General features: G+C 63.2%; 30 protein-coding genes and 2 tRNA genes. 19 read left to right on the plus strand and 13 right to left on the minus strand.

Annotated features, from left to right (window positions below):
- Positions 1-37: 37 nt before the first annotated feature.
- The 3 genes from ACE10X_RS20985 (at position 38) to ACE10X_RS20995 (ending at position 852) form a co-directional block, all read left to right on the plus strand.
- Positions 38-385 (plus strand): hypothetical protein, encoded by a 348-nt coding sequence (locus tag ACE10X_RS20985; RefSeq protein ID WP_157788062.1) that lies wholly within the window; start codon positions 38-40, stop codon positions 383-385.
- Between the two features lie 84 nt (positions 386-469).
- Complete coding sequence (locus ACE10X_RS20990; RefSeq protein ID WP_162832434.1) at positions 470-619, plus strand: hypothetical protein; 150 nt, start codon at positions 470-472, stop codon at positions 617-619.
- Positions 620-777: 158 nt separating this feature from the next.
- Positions 778-852, plus strand: a tRNA-Glu gene (locus ACE10X_RS20995).
- A gap of 317 nt (positions 853-1,169) precedes the next feature.
- Here the strand turns inward: ACE10X_RS20995 and ACE10X_RS21000 are convergent.
- Entirely contained in the window at positions 1,170-1,811 is a 642-nt protein-coding gene (locus ACE10X_RS21000) for a methyltransferase domain-containing protein (RefSeq protein WP_051003152.1), read from the minus strand.
- 548 nt (positions 1,812-2,359) lie between these two features.
- On the opposite strand from ACE10X_RS21000, the gene ACE10X_RS21005 reads away from it, so the two are divergent.
- Positions 2,360-2,617: a PilZ domain-containing protein gene (locus ACE10X_RS21005; RefSeq protein ID WP_038386808.1), complete on the plus strand. Its 258-nt coding sequence runs from the start codon at positions 2,360-2,362 to the stop codon at positions 2,615-2,617.
- A gap of 130 nt (positions 2,618-2,747) precedes the next feature.
- Positions 2,748-2,996, plus strand: coding sequence for a hypothetical protein (locus ACE10X_RS21010; protein WP_038386809.1), 249 nt, complete (start codon positions 2,748-2,750; stop codon positions 2,994-2,996).
- An 18-nt stretch (positions 2,997-3,014) separates the two neighbouring features.
- Here ACE10X_RS21010 and ACE10X_RS21015 read toward each other — a convergent pair whose 3' ends face one another.
- From ACE10X_RS21015 to ACE10X_RS21035, 5 genes are all read right to left on the minus strand, one after another.
- Positions 3,015-3,656, minus strand: coding sequence for a glutathione S-transferase family protein (locus ACE10X_RS21015; RefSeq protein ID WP_304557912.1), 642 nt, complete (start codon positions 3,654-3,656; stop codon positions 3,015-3,017).
- A gap of 348 nt (positions 3,657-4,004) precedes the next feature.
- Positions 4,005-4,457 carry a VOC family protein gene (locus ACE10X_RS21020; protein ID WP_016844600.1) on the minus strand — a complete coding sequence of 151 codons (453 nt, stop codon included), beginning with the start codon at positions 4,455-4,457 and terminating at the stop codon, positions 4,005-4,007.
- Between the two features lie 768 nt (positions 4,458-5,225).
- Positions 5,226-5,444 carry a hypothetical protein gene (locus ACE10X_RS21025; protein WP_157788063.1) on the minus strand — a complete coding sequence of 73 codons (219 nt, stop codon included), beginning with the start codon at positions 5,442-5,444 and terminating at the stop codon, positions 5,226-5,228.
- Between the two features lie 32 nt (positions 5,445-5,476).
- On the minus strand, positions 5,477-5,704 hold the full coding sequence (locus ACE10X_RS21030) for a hypothetical protein (RefSeq protein ID WP_375764525.1): 228 nt from the start codon (positions 5,702-5,704) through the stop codon (positions 5,477-5,479).
- Between the two features lie 68 nt (positions 5,705-5,772).
- Positions 5,773-5,946: a hypothetical protein gene (locus ACE10X_RS21035; protein ID WP_018271496.1), complete on the minus strand. Its 174-nt coding sequence runs from the start codon at positions 5,944-5,946 to the stop codon at positions 5,773-5,775.
- A gap of 73 nt (positions 5,947-6,019) precedes the next feature.
- Between ACE10X_RS21035 and ACE10X_RS21040 the strand changes: the two genes are divergently transcribed.
- Together ACE10X_RS21040 and ACE10X_RS21045 are read left to right on the plus strand one after the other, a co-directional pair.
- Positions 6,020-6,463 (plus strand): GrlR family regulatory protein, encoded by a 444-nt coding sequence (locus ACE10X_RS21040; protein WP_244435914.1) that lies wholly within the window; start codon positions 6,020-6,022, stop codon positions 6,461-6,463.
- A gap of 255 nt (positions 6,464-6,718) precedes the next feature.
- The gene (locus ACE10X_RS21045; protein WP_035632016.1) at positions 6,719-6,904 is read left to right on the plus strand and encodes a hypothetical protein; all 186 of its coding nucleotides are present in this window, start codon (positions 6,719-6,721) and stop codon (positions 6,902-6,904) included.
- 444 nt (positions 6,905-7,348) lie between these two features.
- Here ACE10X_RS21045 and ACE10X_RS21050 read toward each other — a convergent pair whose 3' ends face one another.
- Entirely contained in the window at positions 7,349-7,510 is a 162-nt protein-coding gene (locus ACE10X_RS21050; protein ID WP_162832435.1) for a hypothetical protein, read from the minus strand.
- Between the two features lie 252 nt (positions 7,511-7,762).
- Here ACE10X_RS21050 and ACE10X_RS21055 point away from each other — a divergent pair, with 252 nt between their 5' ends.
- The 5 genes from ACE10X_RS21055 (at position 7,763) to ACE10X_RS21075 (ending at position 11,772) form a co-directional block, all read left to right on the plus strand.
- Positions 7,763-8,524 (plus strand): Sir2 family NAD-dependent protein deacetylase, encoded by a 762-nt coding sequence (locus ACE10X_RS21055; RefSeq protein WP_038386813.1) that lies wholly within the window; start codon positions 7,763-7,765, stop codon positions 8,522-8,524.
- A gap of 210 nt (positions 8,525-8,734) precedes the next feature.
- Entirely contained in the window at positions 8,735-9,397 is a 663-nt protein-coding gene (locus ACE10X_RS21060; RefSeq protein ID WP_018271501.1) for a cold-shock protein, read from the plus strand.
- 163 nt (positions 9,398-9,560) lie between these two features.
- Positions 9,561-9,995 carry a DUF192 domain-containing protein gene (locus tag ACE10X_RS21065; protein WP_051003154.1) on the plus strand — a complete coding sequence of 145 codons (435 nt, stop codon included), beginning with the start codon at positions 9,561-9,563 and terminating at the stop codon, positions 9,993-9,995.
- 122 nt (positions 9,996-10,117) lie between these two features.
- A tRNA-Pro gene (locus ACE10X_RS21070) sits at positions 10,118-10,194 on the plus strand.
- Between the two features lie 801 nt (positions 10,195-10,995).
- Positions 10,996-11,772 carry a cyclase family protein gene (locus ACE10X_RS21075; RefSeq protein WP_038386815.1) on the plus strand — a complete coding sequence of 259 codons (777 nt, stop codon included), beginning with the start codon at positions 10,996-10,998 and terminating at the stop codon, positions 11,770-11,772.
- 340 nt (positions 11,773-12,112) lie between these two features.
- Here the strand turns inward: ACE10X_RS21075 and ACE10X_RS21080 are convergent, their stop codons facing one another.
- Positions 12,113-12,394, minus strand: coding sequence for a hypothetical protein (locus ACE10X_RS21080; RefSeq protein ID WP_080583474.1), 282 nt, complete (start codon positions 12,392-12,394; stop codon positions 12,113-12,115).
- Between the two features lie 366 nt (positions 12,395-12,760).
- On the opposite strand from ACE10X_RS21080, the gene ACE10X_RS21085 reads away from it, so the two are divergent.
- Positions 12,761-14,581 (plus strand): carbamoyltransferase, encoded by a 1,821-nt coding sequence (locus tag ACE10X_RS21085; RefSeq protein WP_375764526.1) that lies wholly within the window; start codon positions 12,761-12,763, stop codon positions 14,579-14,581.
- 6 nt (positions 14,582-14,587) lie between these two features.
- Here ACE10X_RS21085 and ACE10X_RS21090 read toward each other — a convergent pair whose 3' ends face one another.
- Complete coding sequence (locus ACE10X_RS21090; protein WP_028342094.1) at positions 14,588-15,751, minus strand: OpgC domain-containing protein; 1,164 nt, start codon at positions 15,749-15,751, stop codon at positions 14,588-14,590.
- A 242-nt stretch (positions 15,752-15,993) separates the two neighbouring features.
- Between ACE10X_RS21090 and ACE10X_RS21095 the strand changes: the two genes are divergently transcribed.
- On the plus strand, positions 15,994-16,299 hold the full coding sequence (locus ACE10X_RS21095; RefSeq protein WP_016846428.1) for an ETC complex I subunit: 306 nt from the start codon (positions 15,994-15,996) through the stop codon (positions 16,297-16,299).
- A gap of 34 nt (positions 16,300-16,333) precedes the next feature.
- On the opposite strand, the gene ACE10X_RS21100 is transcribed toward ACE10X_RS21095, so the two are convergent.
- Both ACE10X_RS21100 and ACE10X_RS21105 read right to left on the minus strand, forming a co-directional pair.
- Positions 16,334-16,828, minus strand: a complete 495-nt coding sequence (locus ACE10X_RS21100; protein ID WP_038386818.1) for an Lrp/AsnC family transcriptional regulator — start codon at positions 16,826-16,828, stop codon at positions 16,334-16,336.
- 2 nt (positions 16,829-16,830) lie between these two features.
- Complete coding sequence (locus ACE10X_RS21105) at positions 16,831-17,484, minus strand: TetR/AcrR family transcriptional regulator (protein ID WP_038386819.1); 654 nt, start codon at positions 17,482-17,484, stop codon at positions 16,831-16,833.
- A 193-nt stretch (positions 17,485-17,677) separates the two neighbouring features.
- Between ACE10X_RS21105 and ACE10X_RS21110 the strand changes: the two genes are divergently transcribed.
- The 4 genes from ACE10X_RS21110 to ACE10X_RS21125 all read left to right on the plus strand — a co-directional run bounded on the left by ACE10X_RS21110 (position 17,678) and on the right by ACE10X_RS21125 (position 23,524).
- Complete coding sequence (locus ACE10X_RS21110; protein WP_028342091.1) at positions 17,678-18,850, plus strand: isovaleryl-CoA dehydrogenase; 1,173 nt, start codon at positions 17,678-17,680, stop codon at positions 18,848-18,850.
- A 134-nt stretch (positions 18,851-18,984) separates the two neighbouring features.
- On the plus strand, positions 18,985-20,589 hold the full coding sequence (locus ACE10X_RS21115; RefSeq protein ID WP_375764527.1) for a carboxyl transferase domain-containing protein: 1,605 nt from the start codon (positions 18,985-18,987) through the stop codon (positions 20,587-20,589).
- Positions 20,590-20,603: 14 nt separating this feature from the next.
- On the plus strand, positions 20,604-22,613 hold the full coding sequence (locus ACE10X_RS21120; RefSeq protein ID WP_038386824.1) for an acetyl/propionyl/methylcrotonyl-CoA carboxylase subunit alpha: 2,010 nt from the start codon (positions 20,604-20,606) through the stop codon (positions 22,611-22,613).
- On the plus strand, positions 22,610-23,524 hold the full coding sequence (locus ACE10X_RS21125; RefSeq protein WP_375764528.1) for a hydroxymethylglutaryl-CoA lyase: 915 nt from the start codon (positions 22,610-22,612) through the stop codon (positions 23,522-23,524). The genes ACE10X_RS21120 and ACE10X_RS21125 overlap by 4 nt, the downstream gene beginning before the upstream one ends.
- Before the next feature lie 321 nt (positions 23,525-23,845).
- Here the strand turns inward: ACE10X_RS21125 and ACE10X_RS21130 are convergent, their stop codons facing one another.
- Positions 23,846-24,028 (minus strand): hypothetical protein, encoded by a 183-nt coding sequence (locus ACE10X_RS21130; protein WP_016846867.1) that lies wholly within the window; start codon positions 24,026-24,028, stop codon positions 23,846-23,848.
- Positions 24,029-24,405: 377 nt separating this feature from the next.
- On the opposite strand from ACE10X_RS21130, the gene ACE10X_RS21135 reads away from it, so the two are divergent.
- Positions 24,406-26,022 (plus strand): diguanylate cyclase, encoded by a 1,617-nt coding sequence (locus ACE10X_RS21135; RefSeq protein ID WP_375764529.1) that lies wholly within the window; start codon positions 24,406-24,408, stop codon positions 26,020-26,022.
- A 158-nt stretch (positions 26,023-26,180) separates the two neighbouring features.
- On the opposite strand, the gene ACE10X_RS21140 is transcribed toward ACE10X_RS21135, so the two are convergent.
- Complete coding sequence (locus ACE10X_RS21140) at positions 26,181-26,417, minus strand: DUF6894 family protein (RefSeq protein ID WP_375764530.1); 237 nt, start codon at positions 26,415-26,417, stop codon at positions 26,181-26,183.
- Positions 26,418-26,927 lie beyond the last annotated feature (510 nt).

The raw sequence follows: 26,927 nt of genomic DNA on the forward strand, positions 1-26,927 counted from the left end.
TCTTAGGTCGCAGTACGAATAGCGTGAGAGTGTGATCATGTCTGCATTCCGGAACTGGGCCCGCAAGGCCGCTGTGCTGTTTTTCCCGATCGCGCTCGGCGCCTGCGCGCAGGTTTCGCAGCAATACAGCATGACCGCGCCGCCGCCGGGGACAGGTCCGCTGGCTTGGGACGGTGCCGGACAGGACCCCAATCTCCCGCAGCCGCGGCGCCATGCGCGAAATGCGTCGCCCGCGGTGGCGGACACATCACCTGAGCAACTGTCGGAAGCGGATGCCGACGAACGGCTGGCGCGCAAGCTCGTGATCTGCAGCACCTGCATCAAGCGGACGCCTGTGGCGGCGGCGCAGCCGAATAATCGTCAGGATGTTGCCAGCAATCACTAGCGGCCGGCGCTGAGCGCTGTTGCCGGACATCCAGCCCGCTCGCAGGCCTTAGTTAGGCCACGATGTCGGTCGATGCGCAGGCGCATGTCGATCCGAAGATACATTGTTCCCGTCGTCGTCGTCGCGCTCGCCGCCGCGATCCTGGTTCACGTCGGCGGTTCGCGGGCGCATGCACATGTGCCGACGCATTGCGGCTTCTGGACCTCGATCGAGGCCGGATTGTCCTGCAGGTGATCTCTAGGTGACCTGCAGCGTGACCTGCAATCCGGGAAAAGCGCTCTGAACGCTTGCCCGCCCGGCCAATCGCCACTATACGTTCGCCCGTCGCGGCTTGAGGGCTGTGGCCAGTCCGGCGCATCTCACGTCTAACGTATTGATTTGCCGGGAGTTTTGCTCCCTTCGTCTATCGGTTAGGACGCCACCCTTTCACGGTGGAGAGAGCGGTTCGATTCCGCTAGGGAGCGCCATCACGGCCAAGCTGAAGACTCCACAAAATCAGACGTTTAAGCGCCGAGATTGACATTTTCGGCGCATCCGCCAGTCGATCTCGCGACGACAGTTCTATCAGCACCTTTGGGAAGTGACCCCCAAGCGCGGTGATCGCCGCACCTGGGTCCGGAACGGTCTTGGTAAACTGGCGGCGTTTTGTCTCTGCTCTGCCGTCAGGCCAGCAATTGCCGCAAGCTGCTTCTTGATTGGGGCTTACGATTGCGATTGGCGCTGCTCGGAGCATGACGTCAGGCCAGACTTTTCGGGCTGCTGCGCGACTGTTAGAATCGCTGGATCAATTTCGTCTGGAAATAATCCACACGACGATGGGCCAGCTCGGCTCATTTCGTAATGCCAATTGGTAAATTGGATTGGCAGGATCGTCCGGGATGGGTTTCATCCGAAGCGGGGATGCCATCAACCCGATCACCTCGCGGTTGCCCCATCCCCCACAAGCGATCGACTCGGCGTTCGCCTTGTCAGATAACAGCCTTAGCGATTCCGGAGTGAAGCGCCAAAAGTCCTTCGGCGCCGCGTGAATGCCATTGACGAAACAGGTCGTGTGACAGACGTAGCCGCCCGGCTTCACAACTCTGATTGATTCAGAGAATGCTTTTTGGGGATCTCCCTCGACGTGTTCGAGAACCTGGTCCGAGACACAGAAGTCAAAAGTGCCGCTTTCGAATGGCAAATCTATGAAGTTGGCATCAGGATAGCTGACCTCTGTGTATTTCGTTTTGGTCAGCCCCAGCTCAACACCGAGTCCCTTCGATCCGGATATCGACAGGCAAGTTTTTTCGGTTCCGTCATATTCCGATAGAGCGCGATGGAGCGCTTTGTACATCGCGAGGCGCGTGATCCACCACGTCTTTGGACCGGGCGCATCGAGAGCGTGTTCGTAAAGTTGCCGAATGGTGGTTGGCGAGAGACCGTCCATTGTTTTTCCTTTGAAGGTGGCACACTACCGAATTCAAAATGTCGATTGAGCCCCAGCAAACGGAAAAGAGATGTGCAGCAGTCGCCCGCTCCCTTCAATTAAAGAAGACACCATACGCACCACGGTCAATCCGATCAAGTGCGGCATTTAGCGATCGAAATTTGCTGTGGCCCAAGCCGCGCCGACTCGCCACCAAACGGAGAAGGCCAAGGTCGCTTCATCAATTGTGTTCGGTGCCAAGACCGCGTTCCTGATGAGCGACGATGTGAGTATCGCGTGAACGCTGGCGGGCATTTACGGCAAAACGTCACCGCAGCACTTGGCAGCAGCCAGGCAGCCGCGCTCCGCTTGGTACCAAGCCATGCAGCAGATCAGCCAAGTCAGCCAGGATGTCACTTGCGGAGTCCGAACTGACTTCGAAATCCAGATTTGCAACGGCGCCGTGCCGCGCTGGCAGATGTGAACAATCCCGAGATCGCTGCAATCCGCCCCTCTTTCGCAACCCTTTGTAAAGCCAACGGCGATACGGCTGGGCCCGGGATGATGTGATGGCTCCAGGGACCAGGAAGCGCGAAACGCGCAAATCGCTGCGGCAATCCGGCTGGATCACGCTCGACGGCGGATTCGCCGCGCGGCCCTGCGTGGTCGAGGACATGTCCTCGTCGGGCGCCAAGATCACGGTCCAGGACAACAACACGCTGCCGGCCAAGCTGCGGCTGGCGTTCACACGCGACGCCCGCACCGGGCGCGCCTGCGAAGTGGTGTGGCGCGAGGGCAGGACGTTCGGCGTCAAGTTCGTGCGGTAGAGCATGATCCGGAAAAGTGGATCCGGTTTTCCGAACAGATCATGCTCAAGAAAGCAGCAAGCTCATGCCGCAATTCTTCCCGATCGCATCATGAGCTAGCCTCATCCGGTGGGGCAGGATAGAAGGGCGGATGCGCAAGACCTGCTTCGCCATCATCGCCGTCCTGCTTCCCGCCGCTGCGTTCGCGCAGCAGGGCGACCGCCGCAATTTCCAGACGCCCACCGACGCCGGCAAAACCTTGCCGTCGAAATCCGCGACGCGAAGCAATCCTTGCGCGTCGTACGGACCGGGCTTCGTCAAGGTCGAGGGCGCCGACACCTGCGTGAAGCTCGGCGGCGGCATCAGCGTCGATGGCGGGATGTCCGGCCGCGGACGGTGAGCGGTTTGCCGCCCGCGCTCACGACATCGGCGGCGCGATGAAGCGCACGAAGGCCGGCCGCCCCGCGATCTCACCGAACCAGCGTTCGAGATTGGGCAGCTTCGGCTTGCTGACGCCCTCGACGCCGAGCCAGCGCCGCGCAAAGGCGCCGAGCGCGATGTCGGCGATCGTGAAATGGTCGCCTTCGATGAAGCGGCGCCTTGCAAGCTGCGCCTCGACCACGCGCCACACCACGCCCTCGGCATCGGCGTCCTTCTGGATCTGCACGATGTCGCGCTTCTCCGGCGGCGTGCGCACCAGGCCCCAGAACACCGGACGGTCGACCGGCTGCAGCGTCGACAGCGTCCAGTCGAGCCAGCGGTCGACGGCGGCGCGCGCCTTCGGCGCTTGCGGATAGAGCGGCGCGCCCTGACCATAGGCCATGCAGAGATAGCGCATCACCGAATTGGATTCCCACAGCACATAGTCGCCGTCGACCAGCGTCGGGACGCGGCCATTCGGATTCATCGCGAGATAGTCGGGCTGATCGTTCTTGCCGAACTGCATGCCGGCATCGATGCGCTGATAGGGCAGGTCGAGCTCGGCGAGACACCAGAGCACCTTCTGCACGTTGACCGAGTTGGCCCGGCCCCAGATCGTCAGTTGCGGCTTGCTGTCCATCACGCGATTCTTCCCGCCGTTGTGCTTTGCGCGCGTTCATAGCTGAAGCGTCGGGGAAAAGCGCGGGGTGAATTGTACCGAGAGCAAAAAAAGAGGCTCCGCCGCATTGCGGCAGAGCCTCGCTGATAGCTATGCATCAAGACGCCGTCAGTGACCGAACAACAACCACAACACGATGATCACAGGGATCGGCACACCCAACAGCCAAAGCAAAATTCCTCTTCCCATCGTTGCCTCCTCGCATGCTTGTAAGGAGGCAACGTCAACGATCGTGTCGCGTTCCTCGCGATCGCTCCGCCCTTCAGCAAAAGCGAAATGCCGACAGGAACGTGGGTGCGGGCGCGGTGTTTACCAGTGGCCGGTGTTCGGCATCGACGCCCACGGCTCGGCCGGGGCCTTCGGCTCGCCCTTTTGCAGGATCTCGATCGAGTGCAGGTCGGGCGAACGCACGAACGCCATGTTGCCGTCGCGCGGCGGCCGATTGATGGTGACGCCCATCTTCATCAGCTTCTCGCAGGTCGCGTAGATGTCGTCGACCTCGTAGGCGAGATGGCCGAAATGGCGGTCCTCGCCGTATTTCTCCTCATCCCAATTGTAGGTCAGCTCGACCAGCGGCGCGCCGCGGGTCTGCGGCAGGGACTTGAGCAGATGGAGATCTTCCTCCGCGCAGAGAAACACCAGCGTGAAGCGGCCCTTCTCATTGTCGATGCGGCGCACTTCCTTCAGCCCCAGCGCGTCCTGATAGAATTTCATCGCGACATCGAGATTGCGGACGCGCAGCATGGTGTGCAGATAGCGCATTTTTTTATCCTCCTGCGGATTGAGATTTTGTTTGGGCTCGGGCGAGACGGGGCAAGAAATAGCAGCAAAACGCGGCGCGGGGCAGGGGTTTGCGCGACTTTTGCCGACCGCATTTCGCCTTTGCATGCTCACGCCTTCGCGAGCGCTGGCTCCCGTTGCGCCGCGCGATCACGCAGCCAGGTATGGACGGGACGCGCCGCGACACGCTTGCGCAGCAAGCCCCGCCCAGCAAAATTTCTGGGACGGGGCTTGTGGTCGAGCCTTGGAGGCGCGGCCTCTATCGCACTGATTGCCGATCACGGCCAATCAAGGACGCGCGAGGTTGGACGTCCTCTAAAGCGCAAAACCCCGCGAGTGGGCTCGCGAGGTCTGATGCCGACCGGCCTTGGGGAGATCGTGCCGGCAACCGGGCACACAATGTCATTGCGCGCGGAAAGTTCCTGAGGCCGGAAAATAGAAAGCCCCGCAGGCTGGATGCGGGGCTTTCCCAGCTGACGGACTGGGGATCTCTCAGGGCGTGAGCCGTCAACTGTTGGAGACCAAACTTAAGGTTGAATTTGTAAAATGCAACAGCGCCGCGTAGACGGAGTATGTTCGTCCCACAGCGCTGCGCCGGATGCTGGGCCCTGAAATCCCCAGCGCCCTTTATGTCTTCGCGCCGTGCAAAAGGTTCAAAGGAGGACCCCGCGAGGGGGATTCGCGGGGTCCTTCCAAAGCCGACAGGGCGGTGAGCTGTCGGCACCACGCGTGATATGCCGTTGCGCTGGTTCAATGCGGTTTCGGCTGGCTGGGTCCGCCAGCTGGCCGACCGGCTTCAGAAACCAAAACCCCGCCAGTTACCGAAGTAAGCTGACGGGGCTTGTTGAGCTGATATTTCCGGTGGATTTCTCCCTCGTTGTACCGCTCACCAAACCAACGGCGGAACGAGAGACTCGTTCCTTCTTTTTTTAAGGGCGCCTCCTTTTTTTGAAGGTGGCCTTTTTTCAAGGACGCAGCTCCCGGACGTTGGTCGTGGGAACCTACTTTTTTGCGTCGTTCCTTTTCGCCGCGCCTTTTGCCGTGTCTTTCATCTCGGACTTGTTGGCCCGCTTCATATCCATCCCCGTGGTGCCCATCGCGCCGCTCTGGGTAGCTCCGTTGGTGTTTTCAGGCCGTTCCATGCCGCTCTGCGGCGCGGGACCGGTATCCTGGGCAAAGGCCGCGCCGCAGATCAGGGCGAGGACGGTGACCGCGACAAGCTTGCACATGGGTGCCTCCCGGCGTCACCAGGATGACCCGCGCGCAGTCGAGAGGTTCCTGTCGGCTGGTGCCGCTCTCACACCTTGATGTCGAGGATGGTCTCGACCGCTTCACGGTCGGCCTGGTTCTTCGCGGCGAAGACATCCAGCACATCCTCATTGATGATGCGCGGCTGCTCCTTCGCCGTCTGGTCGACGACGAGCTGCACTCTGGCTTGCGTCACTTCGACAGGTACGGGGTATACGAGCATGGCTCTCTCCCTCCGGAGGATCGAACCTTGTCAGGGCTTTCTTAACGATTTGTAAGCGCCCGGGAGCTGCGTTTTGCGCCGATTCGGACGGCCGGACGGTATCGGCCTGCTCGCACGTCGGCCGGATTGGAGCCATACTGCGGGCCGCCAGGACCGGGCGGCGCGATCGATGAAGAACGGGCTCTATTCGATCCACATCCACATGACCGACGGCGTGAGGGGCCGCGACAGCGGCATCCTGATCCTGCGCGACGGTCTCTTGATCGGCGGCGGGCCGTATTTCTGGTCGATCGGGGCCTACACGGTCGGCGAGGGCACCTGGAAGGGACATCTCAGCACCAACCAGCATTCGCCATTCGCCGACCCGTTTACCCGTCCGCTGTTCGCCGGACAGGAAGTGACGAGCGGGTTCTCCGGCACGTTCAGCGGTGACGAGGCCGAGGTGTTCGGGACGGTGCTGGTTGGAACCCGCAGCCTGGGTTTCCGGGCCACCCTGAAACGGCTGGCGGATGCCTGAACGCGCACACACGGCGTGAGGCTGTGGACGAAGGTGCAGCAAGATCCGTGTTTTGTTGGATAATTGGTCCCGCCGGTGCTGTGAATTTGCTGCGGACAACCGGGGGATATCGCTGTGAATCCCGCTGCGGCGGCTGATCGGAACTTCCCTGACGAGGCATTACCCGGCCACCGCTAACCCTACCTGGTTAGGTTAAGGGCAGCATCGTGTTGTCAACACCTGCGATTGCGATTGGGATGGCTGCGGGTGACAGCCATGATGCCATCGTTCCACAGTGCTGATCGACCGACCCACCGGCGCGTGATGGTGGTGGGGCTGCTGTTCTGCTCGGCTTTTGTCGCGATCAGCTTCTGGCTTCGGCCGCAGCCGGAGAGCGGCAAAGTGCTCGTGAAGTCGGACCGGCTGGTCCGGACAGCGGGAGAGGCTCGGAAGGCAAACTGAAGACGGCAAGCCGGGGAGCGGCAAGCGGAGACGGGCCGCCGGCGCTCAGTCCGGCAGCTTCCCGTTCGGATGCTTGTGATACATCGCGATGCCGATGAAGCCGGCAAAGCCCATCACGTTAAGCAGCAGTTCCATCCACGCCGGCATTGATGCCAACCTCATTCACCGCCAAGATAATCTCTGAGGTTGTATTTTTGTTCCAGCGCTATCCGATGGTAGCTTTGCGCTATCGCATGGCTGACGCGTTTTCGAGCGATCCGATCGGAAAGGAAAACGCTCGAGGGAACCGGAACTGCGCTTGCGGCAACCATCGCACAGCGGCACTGGCAACAGCCATAAGCCCGGAGCACGCCGCTCGGGGCTTTCTCACTTGCGCCTCATGGCGCAATCGCGGTGCCCGGACCATGACCGCGATAGCCCGGCAGGGCATCGAGCGGCCTTGCGTTAAGCGGTCTTGCGTTGAAATCCGCTCCAGGCATTGCCGAGCGTGTTGTCGTAGTATTCCTGGCGATCGCGCTCGAACTTCTGCTGCGTCGCCCTGAAGCTGGCGACACGCGCGACGATCTCCTCGCGCTCGCGCGCGACGCGGTCTTCCTGATCGGTCATGCCCATCCTCCTGGCCGTGGTCCTGTCCCGGGCGCATTGGCGTCAGCGAATTGGGCGTCAATGCGGAGCAGCCAGTGCAGGAATGTGATGATGCTGAGGCGGTGGAAGAGTGACGAAGCGGATGCGCCGAGGCGGCTGGTCGCAAGCCGATCGATCAGGGCATCTCGATGGCAGCCGATCGCTCGCGCAACGGTTGAGCTCGCAATCGGTCTGGCCGTGCTATAGTCGCTGCGGCCAACCGGATTGTTTTCAGTGATCGCAAAAGACTTGCGCAGCGGCGTCGAGCAGCTCGGCAACATGATTGCCGAGGCGTCGTCCATCGTGCCGTTCACCGGGGCGGGTATCTCCACCGAATGCGGCATTCCCGATTTCCGCTCGCCCGGCGGGCTGTGGACCCGCAACCGGCCGATTCCGTTCGACGAGTTCGTCGCCAGTCAGGACGCGCGCGACGAGTCATGGCGGCGCCGCTTTGCGATGGAACCGACCTTTGCCGCGGCCAAGCCCGGTCGCGGCCATCGCGCGCTTGCGTCGCTCTACCGGGCCGGCAAGGTTCCCGGCATCATCACGCAAAACATCGACAACCTGCATCAGGCATCGGGCTTCAAGGCCGACGACGTGATCGAGCTGCACGGCAACACGACCTATGGCCGCTGCATCGGCTGCGGCAAGGACTACGAGCTGTCGTGGGTGAAGCAGCAGTTCGACAACACGGGCAGCGCGCCCGACTGCGCGGACTGCGGCGATCCGGTGAAGACCGCGACGATCTCGTTCGGGCAATCGATGCCGGAGGATGCGATGCGCCGCGCGGCGGAACTCTCCAGGCACTGCGACCTGTTTCTGGCGATCGGCTCATCGCTTGTGGTGTGGCCCGCCGCGGGCTTTCCGATGATGGCGAAGGAGAGCGGCGCGCGGCTCGTGATCATCAACAACGAGCCGACCGATCAGGACGACATCGCCGATCTGGTGATCCGCCACGACATCGGCGACACGCTTGGTCCTTTCGTAGGCAATTGATGCCCGATTGATTCGCGGCTGTGCAAGCCTGTTCATAGTTCCCGCAAGAATCGTTTTTTAGCTATGCCCCGCAAGCGGGAGTGTTATCTTTTGGTTGAGAGATTCGCGCCGCGTCCAAAATCAGTCCGAGTGAGTTGGTCATGGAGAGCAGCGTGTACAGGGTGCGCCGCAACGACGGCGATCTGCATTTGATGTGTGGGGTCCGGGGTCATGGGGTCGGACGGATTTGAGTCCAAGAAGCTCGGTGGACCGCCGATGGGCGGAGTTGGGCAAAGCAGGATTGGTCAAGGCGAGTATGGAAGCGCGCCGCGCGATCCGGCGATCGATGCCTTCTCCGGTCTCGGCGACACCGCGGCCAACCTCGTCGAGGTTTCCGGCGTCATCAAATGGTTCGACGCCTCGAAGGGATACGGCTTCATCGTCCCCGACAATGGCTGGCCCGACATCCTCCTGCATGTGACCGTACTGCGGCGCGACGGCTATCAGACCGCCTATGAGGGCGCGCGGCTGGTCGTCGAGTGCGTGCAGCGCGCGAAGGGCTACCAGGCTTTCCGCATCGTCTCGATGGACGAATCGACGGCGATCCATCCGGCGCAGATGTTGCCGCCGCGTACCCATGTCACGGTGACCGCAACCAGCGGGCTCGAGCGCGCGCAGGTCAAGTGGTTCAACCGGCTGCGGGGCTTCGGCTTCGTGACCTGCGGCGAGGGCACGCCCGACATCTTCGTGCACATGGAGACGCTGCGCCGCTTCGGCATGACCGAACTGCGCCCCGGCCAGTATGTGCTGGTGCGGTTTGGGCCCGGCTCCAAGGGCATGATGGCCGCCGAGATTCACCCGGAGACCGGTCCGTCGGCGCTGTCGTCGCATTAGCGCCTGAACGGACTCCATGACGGAAACGTGAGCCGCCGGCGAGCCTTCCCGGCTCTGGCATTTGCCGCAATCGTCGGGTTAGGGTCCGCCGGAAAATTGTCTCCGGTGTGGGTATTTGTCGATGGATTTCGTTCGCATTGTTGAGCGGCTTCGCCCCTGGCTGATGGCCTCGCTCGTCATCATGTTCGGCGCGCTGGTCCCGGCCGCGCAAGCTGCCAGCGTCCAGCCGCTTGAGATCGTCACCAAGTCCGGCGTGCATGTCTTCTCGGTCGAAATGGCGACCACCGAGCAGGAGAAGGAGACCGGCCTGATGTACCGGAAGGAGCTCGCGGACGGCAAAGGCATGCTGTTCGACTTCTCGCCGGAGCAGGAAGTGTCGATGTGGATGAAGAACACCTACATCTCGCTCGACATGATCTTCATCCGCGCCGACGGGCGCATCCTTCGGATCGCCGAAAACACCGAGCCGCTTTCGACCAGGATCATTCCGTCGCGCGGGCTCGCCAAGGGCGTGCTCGAGGTGATTGCCGGGACCGCGCAGAAATACGGCATCCAGCCCGGCGACCGGGTTGCCCATCCGCTGTTCGGCGGCCGTTAGCATCCGGTTTTGACGTGATTTCCGGGCGGAAAAACCGGTGCCCGGATTCGCCGCACGAAGCCCCCATCCGTGCCTTGCTGGCGCTGGCTGAAGCGTGTATCCACGGGGCTTCTCGGAAATGTCGGGGTATAGCGCAGCCTGGTAGCGCGGCAGTTTTGGGTACTGCAGGTCGTTGGTTCGAATCCAGCTGCCCCGACCATCCAAATCAAAGACTTAACAGAGACGCTTCGTCGGTAGATGAGGCGGACGCGATGTTTATGATCGGCGCGTGCTCGGCATTCGCGTCTGACTTGATCCACAAATCGCGGTCAGTTGGCATCCTGAAACAGCAAGCGCGGGACCGAAGCCCCGCGCTCCACTGCTCGCCAGCCGCCTGGGCGCTGAGCAGATCAACGAGCCGGCGGGTTGTAGCGATCCAGGATCACGGTTCTTGAGCCACTCTCCGGCGGTCGCGAGATCGGGTCGTCGAATTTGTGATAGCGGTCGAACTGCTGCTGCTCATCGCGCAGATGTGGCGCTTCGACGGACGAGTAAGCTCTATTTGCGTTCCAGTGATCAAATCCCGACACGACGCAACCCCGTCTTGATTCAGATGCAGGTTGGTTAGCATCGTTGTGGGGGTATCTCTGTATCGCCGTGGCAACACCGCCGGCAATCCGCGCGACATGAGCACACGGATTGTTTCTGTGGCTCTCTGTGCGTGAACAGCGTTCTGGCACGGGTAACCAGGCTTCGGCCGAGATTGTCTCGCCTGAGGCAACAACGCCGCCTGGACGGAATATGCTCGTCCAGACGGCGCCGTCGAAATACTGGGCCCTGAAATCCCCAGTGCCAATGGGTCGTGTGGGCAGGGGATAGGTTCAACGTTGCGCCGCCTTGCCGCAGTCCATCCAAGGCACGACATCGTGAGCTGCGATATCGAGCGGATGCAGCTTGCCGACAACGCACGCGCGCTGGCAGGGTGGTTCGGCCCGACAAGACCAATCCGCGAGAAAGCACCATGGCGCGCAGACTGATCGATATCTCCGTTCCCCTGCAGAACGACGTTCCGGCCGATCCGCCCGGCAATCATCCGAGCATCCAGTATATCGATCATCAGCAGGGGCTGCCGCGCATGCTGCAGTTCTTCGATGGACTGAAGGCCGATGATCTGCCCGACGGGCAGGGCTGGGCCGTCGAGCAGGTCTCGCTCTCCACCCACAACGGCACGCATCTCGACGCGCCCTGGCATTTCCATCCGACCATGAACCGCGGCGAGCGATCCTGGACCATCGACGAGGTGCCGCTGGAGTGGTGCTTCCAGCCGGGGGTGAAGCTCGACTTCCGGCATCTGCCTGATGGCTATGTGGCGACCGCCAAGGATGTCGAAGCCGAGCTGAAGCGCATCGGCCACGCGCTGTCGCCGCTCGAGATCGTCGTCGTCAACACCAGCGCGGGCGCGAAATATGGCCAGCCCGACTACGTCAATTCGGGCTGCGGCATGGGCTACGAGGCGACGATGTATCTGCTCGAGCGCGGCGTGCGGCTGACCGGCATCGACGGCTGGAGCTGGGACGCGCCGTTCGTCTTCACCGCGAAGAGATACGCCGAGACCAGGGACGCCAGCCTGATCTGGGAAGGCCACAAGGCCGGGCGCCACATCGGCTACTGCCACATCGAGAAGCTGCACAATCTCGAGCAGCTGCCGTCGACCGGGTTCATGGTGTCGTGCTTCCCGGTGAAGATCGAGCGCGCGTCGGCGGGGTGGACGAGGGCGGTCGCGATCCTCGACGGCTAGGCGCGCCGGGGATTGTGTTCGGCCAGCTTCGGGAACCGGTGGACAGGCTGTGCATTACTGCGGGTTGTTGCGGTACGGCTACAGCCTGAGGAAGCCGAATCTGCTTTCATGCACGCAGTAGATGCATTGGGTGATCGGGCCGCCGGCTCGTCCTCGCGTCCCGATTTCGGAAGCGTTCTCTCCCATGACTAGAGCCCCGGCGTCTCCGGGGCTCTTTCTTGCGTGCCGCAGCTGAGCCAAGCCCGGCAGGTGAACCAAGCCCTAAAAGCAAATCAGGTGCGCCGGGACCGACGCACCTGATTTCATGTCTTCAATATCGCTTGTGTCGACCGGGCGGTTGTTACCACCGGCAAACGCGAACACCGCGCGGGGTCCACCAGCAACGGGGACCGGCGTAACCGCCGTAGTAACCATAGCCACGGCCATATCCGCGGCCATAGCCCCACCCGCGACCGCGACCCCAGCCGCCGCCGCGATAGCCCCAGCCACCGCCGCGTCCGCGCCAGGCTTGCGCAGGCGCTGTGGTGACGCCGACCAGGATGGCAGAGGTGCTTGCGACATAGACGAACAACAAAGCGACTGCTGCTAGGCAACGAGTCAGGATATTGTAGCGTTTAGTCATTCTGAAGATCTCCAGTCCACTTCCAAACATCTGAACTGATGCTGGCTGTCTCGCTTAGACGCGCGACACCGGCATTCGGTTCGTGCATGCTAAGACAATATTTTCACTAAGGTTCTTGCGAGCTTTAACGACTCTATTGAGACCAACAGGTAAGGTCAAGTTACAGTCCCGCCTGCAAAGGATACTGTCGTTGCTGCGCTCATCTTGTCGTTCATCCGCCGTTCATTCTGTTCATCTTGCGTTGCGCCGATTTGATTTGTGCATCGCAGAAACAGAGATTTGAGAACCTCGAAAAATGCCGGCGAGAACTTGAAGTCGACACGATCCTGTTCTCTCAGCGTTGCTGTATCCTTCCAAAGAGTGCCCATGCCGAAACAACACACTTACGTCCTTGGTCTCAACGTCTACGACCATGACGTCAGCGCCTGCCTGCTGCGTGGCGGCGCGATCGCCTACGCGATCTCCAAGGAGCGCATCACCCGCGAGAAGCACGCCTCCGGCTTCTACAAGGAAGTCGTCGACTACTGCCTGTCGGCCGAGGGCATCACCCTCGACGACGTCGATCTCGTGGTGCGCAACAGCTACATCCTGCCGGTGCCCGAGATGGAGGAGCGGATGCTCCACCAGGATATGCCGGGCTTCCTGCCGATCGCCGAACGCAACGAGGCAATCAAGCACCCGCTGTTTCGTTCCAAATCCGACAAGGTGGTGTCGATCTCGCACCACCTCGCGCATGCCTACAGCGCGTTCGCGGTGTCGCCATTCAGGGACGGCGTCGTGATGATCGTCGACGGCGTCGGCAATTATCGGGCCGACGCGATGGAGTCCTACTCCGAGGATGAGGCGTCGCCGCTGGCCCGCGAGTCCGAGAGTTACTACAGGTTCGACGACACCAGGCTCGAATGCCTGAAGAAGGTCTGGATGGAGCCGGCGCGGGGGCTGTTGTCGGACGAGTTCTACAACATGCCGGGACTGGGGGCGCTGTACAGCCGGGTCTCGACCTACGTGTTCGGCGACTGGAACAAGTGCGGCGAGTTGATGGGGCTTGCGCCCTATGGCCGCCATGAGCAGGTCGGCCATCTGCTCGAGATGAAGGACGGCAAGCTGCACGTGCCGTTCTGGGGCGCCGAGAACCAGCAGCCCTTCGTGCTCGACAGCGGCAGCTGGGACAAGAGCCCGGCGATGCGGCACTGGGAGGACATCGCCTGGCGGGTGCAGGACGACACCGAGAACGTGCTGCTGGCGCGGGCGCGCTGGCTGCGCGAGACCACGGGTGCGAAAAATCTCTGCATCGCCGGCGGCGTCGCGCTGAACTGCGTGGCCAACGGGCGCATCGCGCGCGAGTCAGGTTTCGAGAACATCTGGATCCAGCCCGCCGCCGGCGACGACGGCATCGCGATCGGCTGCGCTTATTACGGCTGGCTCGAGGTGCTCAAGCAGCGCCGCTCGTTCGTGATGGACCACGCCTATGTCGGGCGGCGCTACGGCGACGCCGAGGTGGCCGCCGCGCTGCAAAGCTTCCTGGTGCGCATCCAGATCGACGCGAAGCGCAGCGACAATATCTGCCGCGACACCGCAAGGCTGCTCGCCGACCAGCGCGTGATCGGCTGGTTTCAGGACCGTTCCGAATTCGGTCCGCGCGCGCTCGGCAACCGCAGCCTGATCGCCGATCCGCGCAAGGCCGAGATGAAGGACATCCTCAACAGCCGGGTCAAGCACCGCCAGGCATTCCGGCCGTTCGCGCCGATCGTGCTGGCCGAGCGCATGAAGGAGATCTTCGAAGGCGAGGAGGACTCGCCCTACATGCTGATCGCAAAGCCGGTGCGGCCGGAATGGCGCGACAGGATCCCGGCGATCGTGCATGTCGACGGTTCGGCACGGGTGCAGAGCGTGCGGGAAGAGACCAACCCGATGCTCTATCGCCTGCTGAAGGAGTTCGAGGCGCTCACCGGCGTGCCGGTCCTGATCAACACCTCGTTCAACGTCAAGGGCGAGCCGATCATCGAGACGCCGCAGGACGCGGTCAGCTGCTTCCTCACCACCGGGATCGACCACCTCGTGATGCACGACACGCTGGTGTCGAAGACCGCCATGCACAAGGTGGTCACGCCTGTCATGACGACGTTCGGCGACGTCGCCACCATTGTCTCCTCGACGACGCAGGACACCAGTCGCGGCGGCGGCTGAAACTTATTACGCGGGTGTCGCCGGTGCCGCGGGCTTCGCCGCCGGCGGCTTGACCGGCTTGTCCTGCCGCTTCGACCACGAGATGTAGTAGGCCACGATCGTCATGATCGCGATGCCGGAGATGCTGACGAAGATCTGCGCGAACAGCGAGCCCGAGCTCATCGAGAGCTCGAAATGTCCGACAAAGGACAGGAACACGCCGACGCAGAACACCGCCAGCGACTGCTGGCCGCAGACGATCAAGGGATCGAACACCTTCCACTCCAGCGCCGCCCAGTCCTTCGGAATGAAGCGGATCACCAGCACCGTGATCACCACGAAGTGCAGGAAGCGATACGGCGCGAGGTTGGTCTTGTCGTTCGGGTTGAAGGCCGAATAGAGCCAGTCCGGGAACATGGCGCCGAAGTCCGGGAAGCGTCCGGCCATCGTCATGATCAGCGCGAAAATCATATAGGCGATGCAGAACCACAGCGTGTAGCGCGAGTTGATGATGCCCATGTTGTTGCGCGCGCCGCCCATCGCGCACCACGAGCCGAACACGAACAGCACCTGCCAGGCGAACGGATTGAAGTACCAGCTGCCGGCCGGGTAGGCCGGCAGGTTCCAGCCCTGGTGGCGCGACACCAGCCAGAGCACGAGCGAGGCCGCCATGGTCCAGTTCGGCCGCCGCAGCATGAACCACAGCACCGGCGGGAACAGGCCCATCAGCACGATATAGAGCGGCAGCACGTCGAGATTGACCGGCTTGAATTTCAGGAACAGGCCCTGGCGCAGCGTCTCGGTGGCGTTGTCGACGAGGCCGGCGACATTGAACTCGTTGATGATCTCGGAATCGCCGAAGCGCAGCGCCAGATAGCTGATCGAGGCGATGTAGATCACGAACAGGATGATGTGGGCGACGTAGAGCTGCCAGACCCGCTTGGTCAGCCGGGTGGCGCCGACGATGAAGCCGCGTTCCAGCATCATGCGGGCGTAGACGAAGGAGGCGGTGTAGCCGGAGATGAAGACGAACAGGTCCGCGGCGTCGCTGAAGCCGTAGTTCCGCGTCGTGATCCAGTTCACGACATTGTCGGGGATGTGATCGAGATAGATCGCCCAGTTCGCGACCCCGCGGAACAGGTCGAGCCGGAGGTCACGTCCTTTTTCGGGCAGGGTAGCGTGGATTTCCATGGGGCGCCGCTTCCTCGAGGTGATGCTTGTCGAGAAGATCGCGCCGCGGGCCCAGGCGACTGCTAAGGGAGCCTCCCGGGGCCAGATTGTCACAGCGCGGTAGAATGACTATACCGGTCCGGCGAAGGCTGCCTCCGAGATCGAGGAATCACCGATCAGATCGTTGATAGGTGTCTCTATACTATCCCGGCGGTTTCCTTCAAATCGCTTCCATGTCGCACATCCCACGGGGCCGACCATCCATGACCGCACGCATTTTTAAGCCCGCCAAAAACGCGATGCAATCGGGACGTGCCAAGACCAAAGAGTGGCAACTGGACTACGAGCCGGAGCAGCCGCGCTCCGTGGAGCCCTTGATGGGCTGGACCTCGTCCACCGACATGAAGCAGCAGCTGACGCTGCAGTTCGAGACCAAGGAAGAGGCGGTCGCCTATTGCGAGCGCAAGGGCATCGCCTACCAGGTGATCGAGCCGAAGGATTCGGCGCACCGCCAGATCGCCTATGCCGACAATTTCGCGTTCCGCCGTTGGGAGCCTTGGACCCACTAAGGTTGGACCCACTAAGTCCTGACTGGCGCCCGGATCAGCTCGCCGCGGGCGCGGCGAGGGCGCCCGGGATCGGCAGCGGCGCGTCCTTGGAGACGCCGAGCACCGGAAAGCTTCTGATCTTACGCACATTGGGCAGGCCGGCGAATTGCAGCAGCTGCTGGCGCATGTCGTCGACGCTGGGCGCGACGCATCGGAGCATGAAGTCGGCATCGCCCGAGATCCGCCAGCATTGCAGGAAGCGCGGCACGGCCGCCACATCAGCCTCGAACGCCTCGATCGCGCTCAGGGTCTGGCTGTCGAGCTGGATCAGCACGAAGGTCGTCACCTCATAGCCGAGCAGCCGTTCGTCCAGCGTGGCGCGGATCGCCTGAATCACGCCGCGGCTGCGCAGGGCGCGAACCCGGCGCAGGCAAGGCGGGGCAGTGATGCCGACCCGCTCGGCGAGCTCGTTGATCCTGATCCGGCCGTCCCGCTGCAACTCGGACAGGATCCGCAGATCGGTGTCATCGAGCTGTGGGCGCTCGGTCACGGTCACGAGCCCGCCACGGCGGCGCGCTGGCTGTCGCTGCCGTGGCTCGCCTGGCCGATCGCGGCCTGCGGCGCGACGCCCGACAGCACCAGCTTCTCATGCGCCGCGATGATGGCGTCGCGGGTCAGGCGGCCGCCGGGGCGGTACCAGGTGCAGAGCCCGGTGAGCAGCGCCAGGATCGCGAAGGTCGCGATCTGGATGTCGACCACCTCGAACACGCCGTCTGACGCCCCGTCGGTGAGGATCTGCGCCAGCCGCTGCTCATAGGCGCCGCGCAGCGCCACCACCGCGTCGTAGTTCTTCGCATCGAGGCTGCGCAGCTCGGAATTGGCGATGAAGACCTCGCGCTTGCGGGTCATGTGATAGGTGACGTGGAACGCGACAAAGGCGCGCAGCTTCTCGACCGGATCGGCCTTGCCCTCCAGCGCAAGATCAAGCTCGCGCAGCAAATCGTTGATATGGTCCTGCACCAGATCGAACAGCAGGTCCTGCTTGGTTGAGATATGGTTGTAGAGTGAGCCCGCCTGGATGCCGACTTCGGCGGCAAGCTGGCGCAGGCTCATCGCCTCGTAACCGTGCTCGAAGATCAGGCGCACACCGGCCTTGCGGATCGCCTCCAGCGTGGTGGGACCGTGTGAGCCGATCGTGCGTGCCATCGGGGCCTCGGAGGGTGTTGGCTTGCCAGGGAGAGCTAGGAAACAAGCGAACGACCGTATGTATATCGCACGAAATCCCAGTGAATTCAATGAACTGCGGATTTCGCGCCCAAACCATAGCACGATTGCTTGCGAAGCCAAGAAAAAAACGTATGATCGTTTAATTGCAAGATGAATCTCACGGGAGGGGATCATGGCCTCGAACCAGGCGGCAATCTTCAATTTCGACCTTGGCGAGACCGCGGATGCGATCCGCGAGACGGTGCATGACTTCTCGACCAACGAGATCGCGCCGCGCGCCGCCGAGATCGACCGCAGCAACCAGTTTCCGCGCGACCTATGGCCCCGGATCGGCGCGCTCGGCCTGCACGGCATCACCGTCGAGGAAGAGTATGGCGGGTCGGGCCTCGGCTATCTCGAGCACTGCATCGCGGTCGAGGAGATCTCGCGGGCGTCGGCCGCGGTCGGCCTGTCCTACGGCGCCCATTCCAACCTCTGCGTCAACCAGATCCGCCGCAACGGCAACGAGGCGCAGAAGCGCAAATATCTGCCGAAGCTGATCTCGGGCGAGCACGTCGGCTCGCTCGCGATGTCCGAGCCGTCCGCGGGCTCGGACGTGGTCTCGATGAAGACCCGCGCCGACAGGAAGGGCGACCGCTTCGTGCTGAACGGCAACAAGATGTGGATCACCAACGGCCCGGTCGCCGATACGCTGGTGGTCTACGCCAAGACCGATCCGAACGCCGGCCCGCGCGGCATCACCGCCTTCATCATTGAAAAGGGCATGAAGGGATTTTCCACCGCGCAGAAGCTCGACAAGCTCGGCATGCGCGGCTCCGACACCTGCGAACTGGTGTTCGAGGATTGCGAGGTGCCGGAGGAGAACGTGCTCTCCGAGGTCGGCCGCGGCGTCAATGTGCTGATGAGTGGTCTCGACTATGAGCGCGCGGTGCTGGCGGCGGGGCCGATCGGCATCATGCAGGCCTGCATGGACGTGGTGCTGCCCTACGTCCACGAGCGCAAGCAGTTCGGCGAGCCGATCGGCTCGTTCCAGCTGGTGCAGGGCAAGGTCGCCGACATGTACACCACGATGAACGCCTCGCGCGCCTATGTGTACGCCGTGGCGAAAGCCTGCGACCGCGGCGAGACCACGCGCGAGGATGCCGCCGGCGCCATCCTCTATGCCGCGGAGAAGGCCACCCAGTGCGCGCTGGATGCGATCCAGCTCTTGGGCGGCAACGGCTACATCAACGACTATCCGACCGGCCGCTTGCTGCGCGACGCAAAGCTCTACGAGATCGGCGCCGGCACCAGCGAGATCCGCCGCATGCTGATCGGCCGCGAGCTGTTCGCCAAGACGGCCTGATGTCTTCTCCCTCGCCCCGCGCTGGCGGGGTGAGGGGCGGGGTGAGGCCTGTCACCGCATCGACGGTGGCAGCTCACCCCGGCACGATGATGATCTTGAACCCCACCGATACTCCAACGAAACGTGCAACACCGATGCCGCTTCATTCGACGATCGATCCCACATCTTCTGAATTCGCCCGCAACGCCGAGGTGATGCGCGGCCTGGTCGCGGAGCTCCGCGGAAAGCTCAACCAGGTGGCCGGCGGCGGCGGCGAGACCTCGCGCAAGCGGCACACCTCGCGCGGCAAGATGCTGGCGCGCGATCGCGTCGATCTTTTGGTCGACCCCGGTACGGCGTTCCTCGAGCTGTCGCCGCTCGCCGCCAACGGGCTCTATGGCGGTGACGTGCATTCCGCCAGCGTCATCACCGGCGTCGGGCGCATCGCGGGGCGCGAGTGCATCATCGTCGCCAACGACGCCACCATCAAGGGCGGCACCTATTACCCGATGACGGTGAAGAAGCATCTGCGCGCCCAGGACATCGCGCGGCAGAACAATCTGCCCTGCGTCTACATGGTGGATTCCGGCGGCGCCTTCCTGCCGCTGCAGGACGAGATCTTTCCCGACGAGCGGCATTTCGGCCGCATCTTCTACAACCAGGCCCAGATGTCGTCGAAGGGCATCCCGCAGATCGCGATCGTGATGGGCTCCTGTACCGCCGGCGGCGCCTATGTGCCGGCGATGTCCGACGAGAGCATCATCGTGCGCAACCAGGGCACGATCTTCCTCGGTGGTCCGCCGCTGGTGAAGGCCGCGACCGGCGAGGTCGTCACCGCCGAAGAGCTCGGCGGCGCCGATGTCCACTCCCGCCAGTCGGGCGTGACCGATCACTATGCGCAAAACGATGCCCACGCGATCGGGATCGCGCGCCGCATCGTCGGCACGCTGAAGCAGCCGGTGAAGGCACTGCTCAACATGCGCCCTGCGCAGGAGCCGCTGTTTCCGGCCGAGGAGATCTATGGCGTGGTCTCCGCCGACGGCAGAAAGCCGTTCGACGTGCACGACATCATCGCGCGGATCGTCGACGGCTCCGAATTCGACGAGTTCAAGAAGCTCTACGGCACCACGCTGATCTGCGGCTTCGCCCATATCTTTGGCTATCCGGTCGGCATCATCGCCAACAACGGCATCCTGTTCAGCGAGAGCTCGCTGAAGGGCGCGCATTTCATCGAGCTGTGCTGCCAGCGCGGCATTCCCCTGGTGTTCCTGCAGAACATCACCGGCTTCATGGTCGGCAAGAAATACGAGGCGGGCGGCATCGCGCGCGACGGCGCCAAGCTGGTGACGGCGGTCGCCACCGCCGGCGTGCCGAAATTCACCGTCGTGATCGGCGGCTCCTACGGCGCCGGCAATTACGGCATGTGCGGCCGCGCCTACAGCCCGCGCTTCCTCTGGCTGTGGCCCAACGCGCGCATCTCCGTGATGGGCGGCGAGCAGGCCTCGATGGTGCTCAGTCAAGTTCGCCGCGACGGCATCGAGGCCAAGGGCGAGAGCTGGTCGGCGGAAGAGGAAGACAAGTTCCGCGAGCCGATCCGCGCGCAATACGAGAAGCAGGGCAATCCCTATTACGCGACGGCGCGGTTGTGGGACGACGGCGTGATCGATCCGGCCGATACGCGCCTCGTGCTCGGGCTAGGCCTGTCGGCGGCAGCCAACGCGCCGATCGAGCCCACGAAATTCGGCCTGTTCAGGATGTGACCCAGGAACTGACCATGGACCGCTCAAAACTCACCCGGCGTTTCCGCACGCTTCTGATCGCCAACCGCGGCGAGATCGCCTGCCGCGTCATCCGCTCGGCGCGCGCCATGGGGCTGCGCACCGTCGCTGTTTATTCCGAGGCCGACCGCGACGCGATGCATGTCGCGCTCGCCGACGAGGCCGTGCTGCTCGGTCCGGCCCGGGCCCGCGACAGCTATCTCAACATCGAGCGCGTCATCGCGGCGGCCAAGGAGACCGGCGCGGAGGCGGTGCATCCCGGCTACGGCTTCCTGTCTGAAAATGCGGAGTTCGCGCAGGCCTGTCTTGAAGCAGGTTTGGTGTTCGTCGGCCCGACCGCCGAGATGATGACGGCGATGGGCTCGAAGTCCGGCTCGAAGGCGCTGATGGAGAAGGCCGGCGTGCCCTTGGTGCCCGGCTATCACGGCGAGGCGCAGGACGAGGCGACCTTGGCGGAGGCCGCCAACCGGATCGGCTTCCCCGTGCTGGTGAAGGCGTCCGCCGGCGGCGGCGGCCGCGGCATGCGCGTGGTCAATTCGGCGGCTGAACTCACGGCCGCGATCACCAGCGCCAAGCGCGAGGCCAAAGCGGCATTCGGCGACGACCGCATGCTGATCGAGAAATACGTGCAGAACCCGCGCCACATCGAGGTGCAGATCATCGGCGACAGCCACGGCAATCTGCTCTCGCTGTGGGAGCGCGAATGTACGCTGCAGCGCCGCCACCAGAAGGTGATCGAGGAGGCGCCGTCGCCGACGCTGAACGCCGCGCAACGCGAGACGGTTTGCGAGGCTGCCCGCAAGGCCGCCGGCGCGGTCAACTACATCGGCGCCGGCACCATCGAGTTCGTCTCCGACGGCAAGGACGTGTTCTTCATCGAGATGAACACCCGCCTGCAGGTCGAACATCCCGTCACCGAACTGATCACCGGCGTCGATCTCGTCGAATGGCAGCTCCGCGTCGCGTTCGGCGAGGCGCTGCCGCTGAAGCAGGACGAGATCAGGCTGAACGGGCACGCCATCGAGGCGCGCGTCTACGCCGAAAATCCGCAGAAGAACTTTATGCCCTCGGTCGGCCGCATCAAGACCTGGCGCACGCCACAGGAAGGCGACGGCCTGCGCATCGATGCCGGCTATCGCAGCGGCGATAACGTCTCGCCTTACTATGACGCGATGCTCGCCAAGGTGATCGCCTGGGCGCCGACCCGTGAGGGCGCGATCGACAAGCTCAATCGCGGGCTGCAGGAGACCGATGTCCGCGGCATCGTCACCAACATCCCGTTCCTGTCGGCGCTGGTGACGCATCCGGATACAAGGGCCAATGCGATCGATACCGGCTTCATCGAGCGCGAGCTGAAGAACCTGACATCAGGCACCGGCGCGGCCGGCGAGTTCGAGCTTTGCGCAGCAGTCGCTGCGATCGTCAACGACGAGCAGAAGGCGGCGCGGCGCGAGGTGAACTCGCCCTGGCAGGCCTTCGGCTGGATGCCGGTCGGCCGCCGTCAGCGGGTGTTTTCGTTCCGGCAGAGCCATGAGCCGGCCCAGACCATCACGCTGCACTATGGCAACGGACCGTCTACGCTATCTATCGGTGGGCGCGAGTTGGCTTTCGCCATCTCGTCGTCAGGCGAAGATGGCTTCGACCTGACGCTCAACGGCCTCAAGTCGCGCATTGCCTCTGTGATCGAGGGCCACGAACTTTACTTGCGCACCCGCAACGGCCGCTTCGACCTGCACTGGGTGGATCCGTTCGGCGGCGAGAGCGAGGAGCAGGTCGGCGAGGACAAGATCGTCGCTCCCCTGCCGGGCACCGTGGTCGCGCTGCTGGCCGAAGAGGGCGCGACGCTCGAGAAGGGCGCGCCGATCCTCACCCTGGAAGTGATGAAGATGGAGCAGACCCTGCGCGCGCCCTATGCCGGGGTGCTGAAGAAGCTCAAATGCAAGGTCGGCGACATCGTCGGCGAGGGCGTCGAGCTTGCCGAAGTCGAACCTGCGGCCGCGTCATGAGCGATCAGATCCAACTCGTCGAGATGGGGCCGCGCGACGGCCTGCAGAACGAGAAGACGCCGGTCAGCGTCGAGGCGCGCATCGCCTTCGTCGAGGCGCTGGTGGCGGCCGGGCTCAATACCGTCGAGGTCGGCGCCTTCGTGTCGCCGAAGGCGATCCCGCAGATGGCAAGCTCCGACCAGGTGCTGCGCGGCGTCAGCCACGTCAAGGGCGCCGAATTCCATGTGCTGGTGCCGAACGAAAAGGGCTATGACGCCGCGCGCGCGGCGGGCGCCCAGGTGGTCTCGGTGTTCGCGGCGGCCTCCGAAGGCTTCTCCCGCGCCAACATCAATTGCTCGGTCGCGGAGTCGATCGAGCGCTTCAAGCCGGTGCTGGCCCGCGCCAAGGCCGACGGCGTCAGGGTGCGCGGCTATATCTCCTGCGTGCTCGGCTGTCCGTTCGACGGCGAGATCAAGCCGAAGGCGGTCGCCGACCTCGCGGTGACGCTGTGGGATCTCGGCTGCTACGAGATCTCGCTCGGCGACACCATCGGCGTCGGCACGCCGCTGAAGGCCAAGCAGTTGCTGCGTGCGGTCGGTTCTGAGTTGCCGGTCGGCAACCTCGCGATGCACTTCCACGACACCTTTGGCCAGGCGCTCGCCAATCTCTATGCCGGCATGGAAGAGGGCGTCCGCGTCATCGATGCCGCCGCCGGCGGTCTCGGCGGCTGCCCCTACGCCCCCGGCGCCACCGGCAATGTGGCGACGGAGGACGTCGTCTACATGCTCGAGGGCATGGGCGTGAAGACAGGGATCGACATGGACAGGCTGCTGGCCACGACGAACGAGGTCGCCGGATTGCTCGGCCGCCCGCCGGTGAGCCGTGTTGCGTCCGCGCTCAACGCGAAACGCAGGCGGCTCGCCAAATCGTAAATGTGGGACGTTTGGAGCGATTTGTCCGCCGTTGCTCGAGGAGCGAAGGCGGAAGCGATACCGATCGCGGCCCGGGCGGCATTGATGGGTATCGGGATTGCAGCCGCCTCAATCTTCAGCGCTCGCGCTCGGAGTTATGCGCTGCGAAGCGCAGATTCAAGGCACATAGTTGCGCCCCCGGCTTGCGCCGTCTGGGCTCCCGAAGCTGGACTCTCAACCCATATGCGTATGGTGCGACAGCGCCTTGCGCTATCGCCGCCCTCCTTGAGGGCGTTTCCTCCCTAGACTTGGGCCGCTCGTTGTTTCGAGCGGCCCTTTTTCTTACGCTGCCGGAGCGTTGATCGTCGCGATCACGGCCCTCATATCGGTCGCCAGCTCGCGATAGTGCCCGCCCAGCCGCTGGTACAGTTCGCGGTTGCTCCCATCCAGCGTCCTGCTAGCGATCAGCTCGCATTCGTCGGCGAGGATCTCAAATCGTTCCAGCTTCGCTTGAAGAGCAGACATGGCGGGAGTTTCCCTGACTGTTACTGAGGGAGTTGCGACGCTACTACTCCGACTGCGTCTAGCGCAGCATAATTATAGGGTAGAACTAAATTCTTCTCGGCAGTGACCTTGACCGATTGATGGGAGCGACTTGTCCGCCGTAGCTTGAACAACGAAGGCGGAAGCGCATGAGCGGTAAGATGGTTGGAGCGAACCGAAGCTTTTCTCAGATGGGAGGTGTTCGGATCGTCCATGTCGGTTGGAACCCGTTTTGCGGCGCACACAGCCGGCGTCATCGGGTCGGCTCCCGATTAAACCCTCCCGAAAGCGTTCATGGCTTGGTGACTCAAACGTGCTGAGGTGAGGGGGCTCGCAATTGCTCCAGGTGGATTCTCGCCATGTCCGGACAGGTGTCAGCTTCCCGCGGCCGAACGTTTCTGGCCGGAAAAATCGTCTTCAACTTCGGCCGGTCGGCCTTCGACTGCACGGTCCGCCAGCTCACGGAGACGGGCGCCACCGTGGAACTAGAAAGTGTCGTTGGCATTCCCGATCACATTCAACTGTTGCTCGTCGGCAGCAATCAGGTGAAGCCATGCAAACGGCTGTGGCAATCGGACCGCCAGCTCGGCCTGGTTTTTGAAGAGCAGCAGGCCAACGCTGCGGCGCCCGCGCCTGCCGCTCCTGCGCCGGCCGCCATTCCGGAGCGGCGCAGCGGCGATATTCTGCGCGGGCACATGCTGGCGCTGCGCGCGGCGCTCGATCAGATCCCCGTCGGCATCCTGCTGTTGGACGCGGAGTTGAAGGCCCTGTTCATCAACCGCGCGTTTCGGAACATGTGGCGGCTTCCGAACGAGGTTGCCGATCGCAACCCCACCTTCACCGACCTGATGCATCACGGCTGCAAGACCATGGCCTACGAGCTGCCGGCCGCGCAGCTCGAAGCCTATGTTGCCGAGCGCGTCCGCCTCGTAAGCGTCGGGGACCCAAACCCGATCGATCTTAGGCGCAGCAATGGTGATGTGGTTCGATGTCAGTGCACACCGCTGCCCGACGGCGGCCGGATGATGAGCTACACGCCCGTGACCGACATCGTGCGCGCATCGGACAAGCTGAAGGTGCTGACCGGTGCGCTCGAGAACGTGGAGGACGGCGTCGTCCTGCTCGACCGCGATCTCAATGCGGTCTTCCTCAATCGGCGAATGCGGGAATTCTGGGAGGTGAGCGAGGAGGAGGTCGCGCGGCATCCGGCATACATCACGCTGCTCACGCGCAACCGCCGCGCCGTTCCGGCGGGCGCGACCCCAGAGCAAGTCAGGGCCTTTCCCGCGCAGCGGATCGCCGAGATCAAGGCAGGCGATCACAAGCGCGACGTGCAGACGCCGGACGGCCGCCATATCAGGATCCATTGCTCGACGATGGCAAACGGCGGTCGCATGCTCACCTTCGTCGACGTGACCGATCTCGTACGCAACGCACGGCAGCTGGAGGTGCTTGCGACCACCGATCCGCTCACCGGATTGTTCAACCGCAGGCACTTCCTGACGACGCTGGATGCGGAGTGGAGCCGGTTCGAGCGCTACTATCGTTCCGTATCCGTGCTGATGGTCGATATCGATCACTTCAAGAGCATCAATGATCGCTTCGGCCATGCGGCCGGTGACGAGGCCATCAGGGCTGTTGCCGGGATTTGCATTCGGGGCAAGCGCAAGTCCGACGTCGTCGGCCGCGTCGGAGGCGAGGAGTTCGCGGTCCTGCTGCCGGAGACCACATTGTCGCGCGCCCGAACCGTCGCCGAGCGCATCCGCAAGAGGGCGGAAGCGTTGACGGTGGGCGCGGATGATCGACCGGTGTCACTCACGGTGAGCATCGGCGTTGCCGAGGCCCTCACAAGCATGCCCGGGATCGACGCCCTGATGAAGGCCGCCGACGCGGCGCTCTACCAGGCCAAGGAGCACGGCAGGAATCGCACGGAGTGCTGGTCACCTCCGTCGCCACCGAAGCTGGCGGCCGGGTAAATTGCAGGATGGGCAGAACGACTTGTCCGCCGCCGAGATCGGCGATCTGGCTGAATACGTTCGCCGCAAGCTCGGGGATGCCAACCAGACGGAAGAAGATCGGCACAAATGATTCTCATCCTTCGGTAAGGGCGTCGAGTGCTCAGGTCGATACCGCCTTAATGCTTGGTGCCCGACTTCCGATAGATCAGGGAGACGCAAAACAGCCGCTCGGATGCGGAGCGAACTTCAATCGCCATATCGGGCCGTTCGTTTATAAAGACCGAGTCCTTCACCATCCCGGCTAGGGTTTGCATTGCTTCGATTTCGGCGGCCTTTTGATTGGGCAAATCGAGGCCATCCTCGTCCGCAAAGAATTCGCGGCCGCTTTGGATGTCGAAGAAAAAGAGGGCCATCTGGAGCACTCCCATCCATGCAAGGCGGGAGCGCGCACAAACTCTCAGCCACCGGCGCCCAAGGGGTCTCGTGCCAGTGATCTCCTAGAACGCAGCAATCAGGGGATAGTTTCTAACCGGGCGGCTTCAGCCCCGGTGACGTCAGCCACTCCGTCAAATGGGCGGCGGTCTCGTCATGCCGCGCCTTCCTCAGCAGGCTTCCTTCCTTGCGCATGGTGGAAGCGTCTTGGCTTCCTCGCGCAGGCTCTTGGCCTCGTCCGTGAGCCGCTCTTCCAACGATTGCGTTTGCCTGAAACGACGCCGTTTCTGCATGGTGCTGCTCCCTGTAGCGTTCGGCGGGAGCGCGAAAGGCGTTCTCAGCACCGATAGATACCCGAAGCCGTGCGGTGATGAACCGTTAACGGACCGACAGACACGAAGTTCCTGCACGCGGAACGCGAAGCAGAAGAGCCTGCGCGGCCAAGTTCGTGCGGAGCGCGGTATGTCGCGAAGGACCAAACACGGACAGCT

Origin of the sequence: Bradyrhizobium sp. Pha-3 (genome assembly GCF_042258325.1) — a bacterium.
GTDB lineage: Bacteria > Pseudomonadota > Alphaproteobacteria > Rhizobiales > Xanthobacteraceae > Bradyrhizobium > Bradyrhizobium elkanii.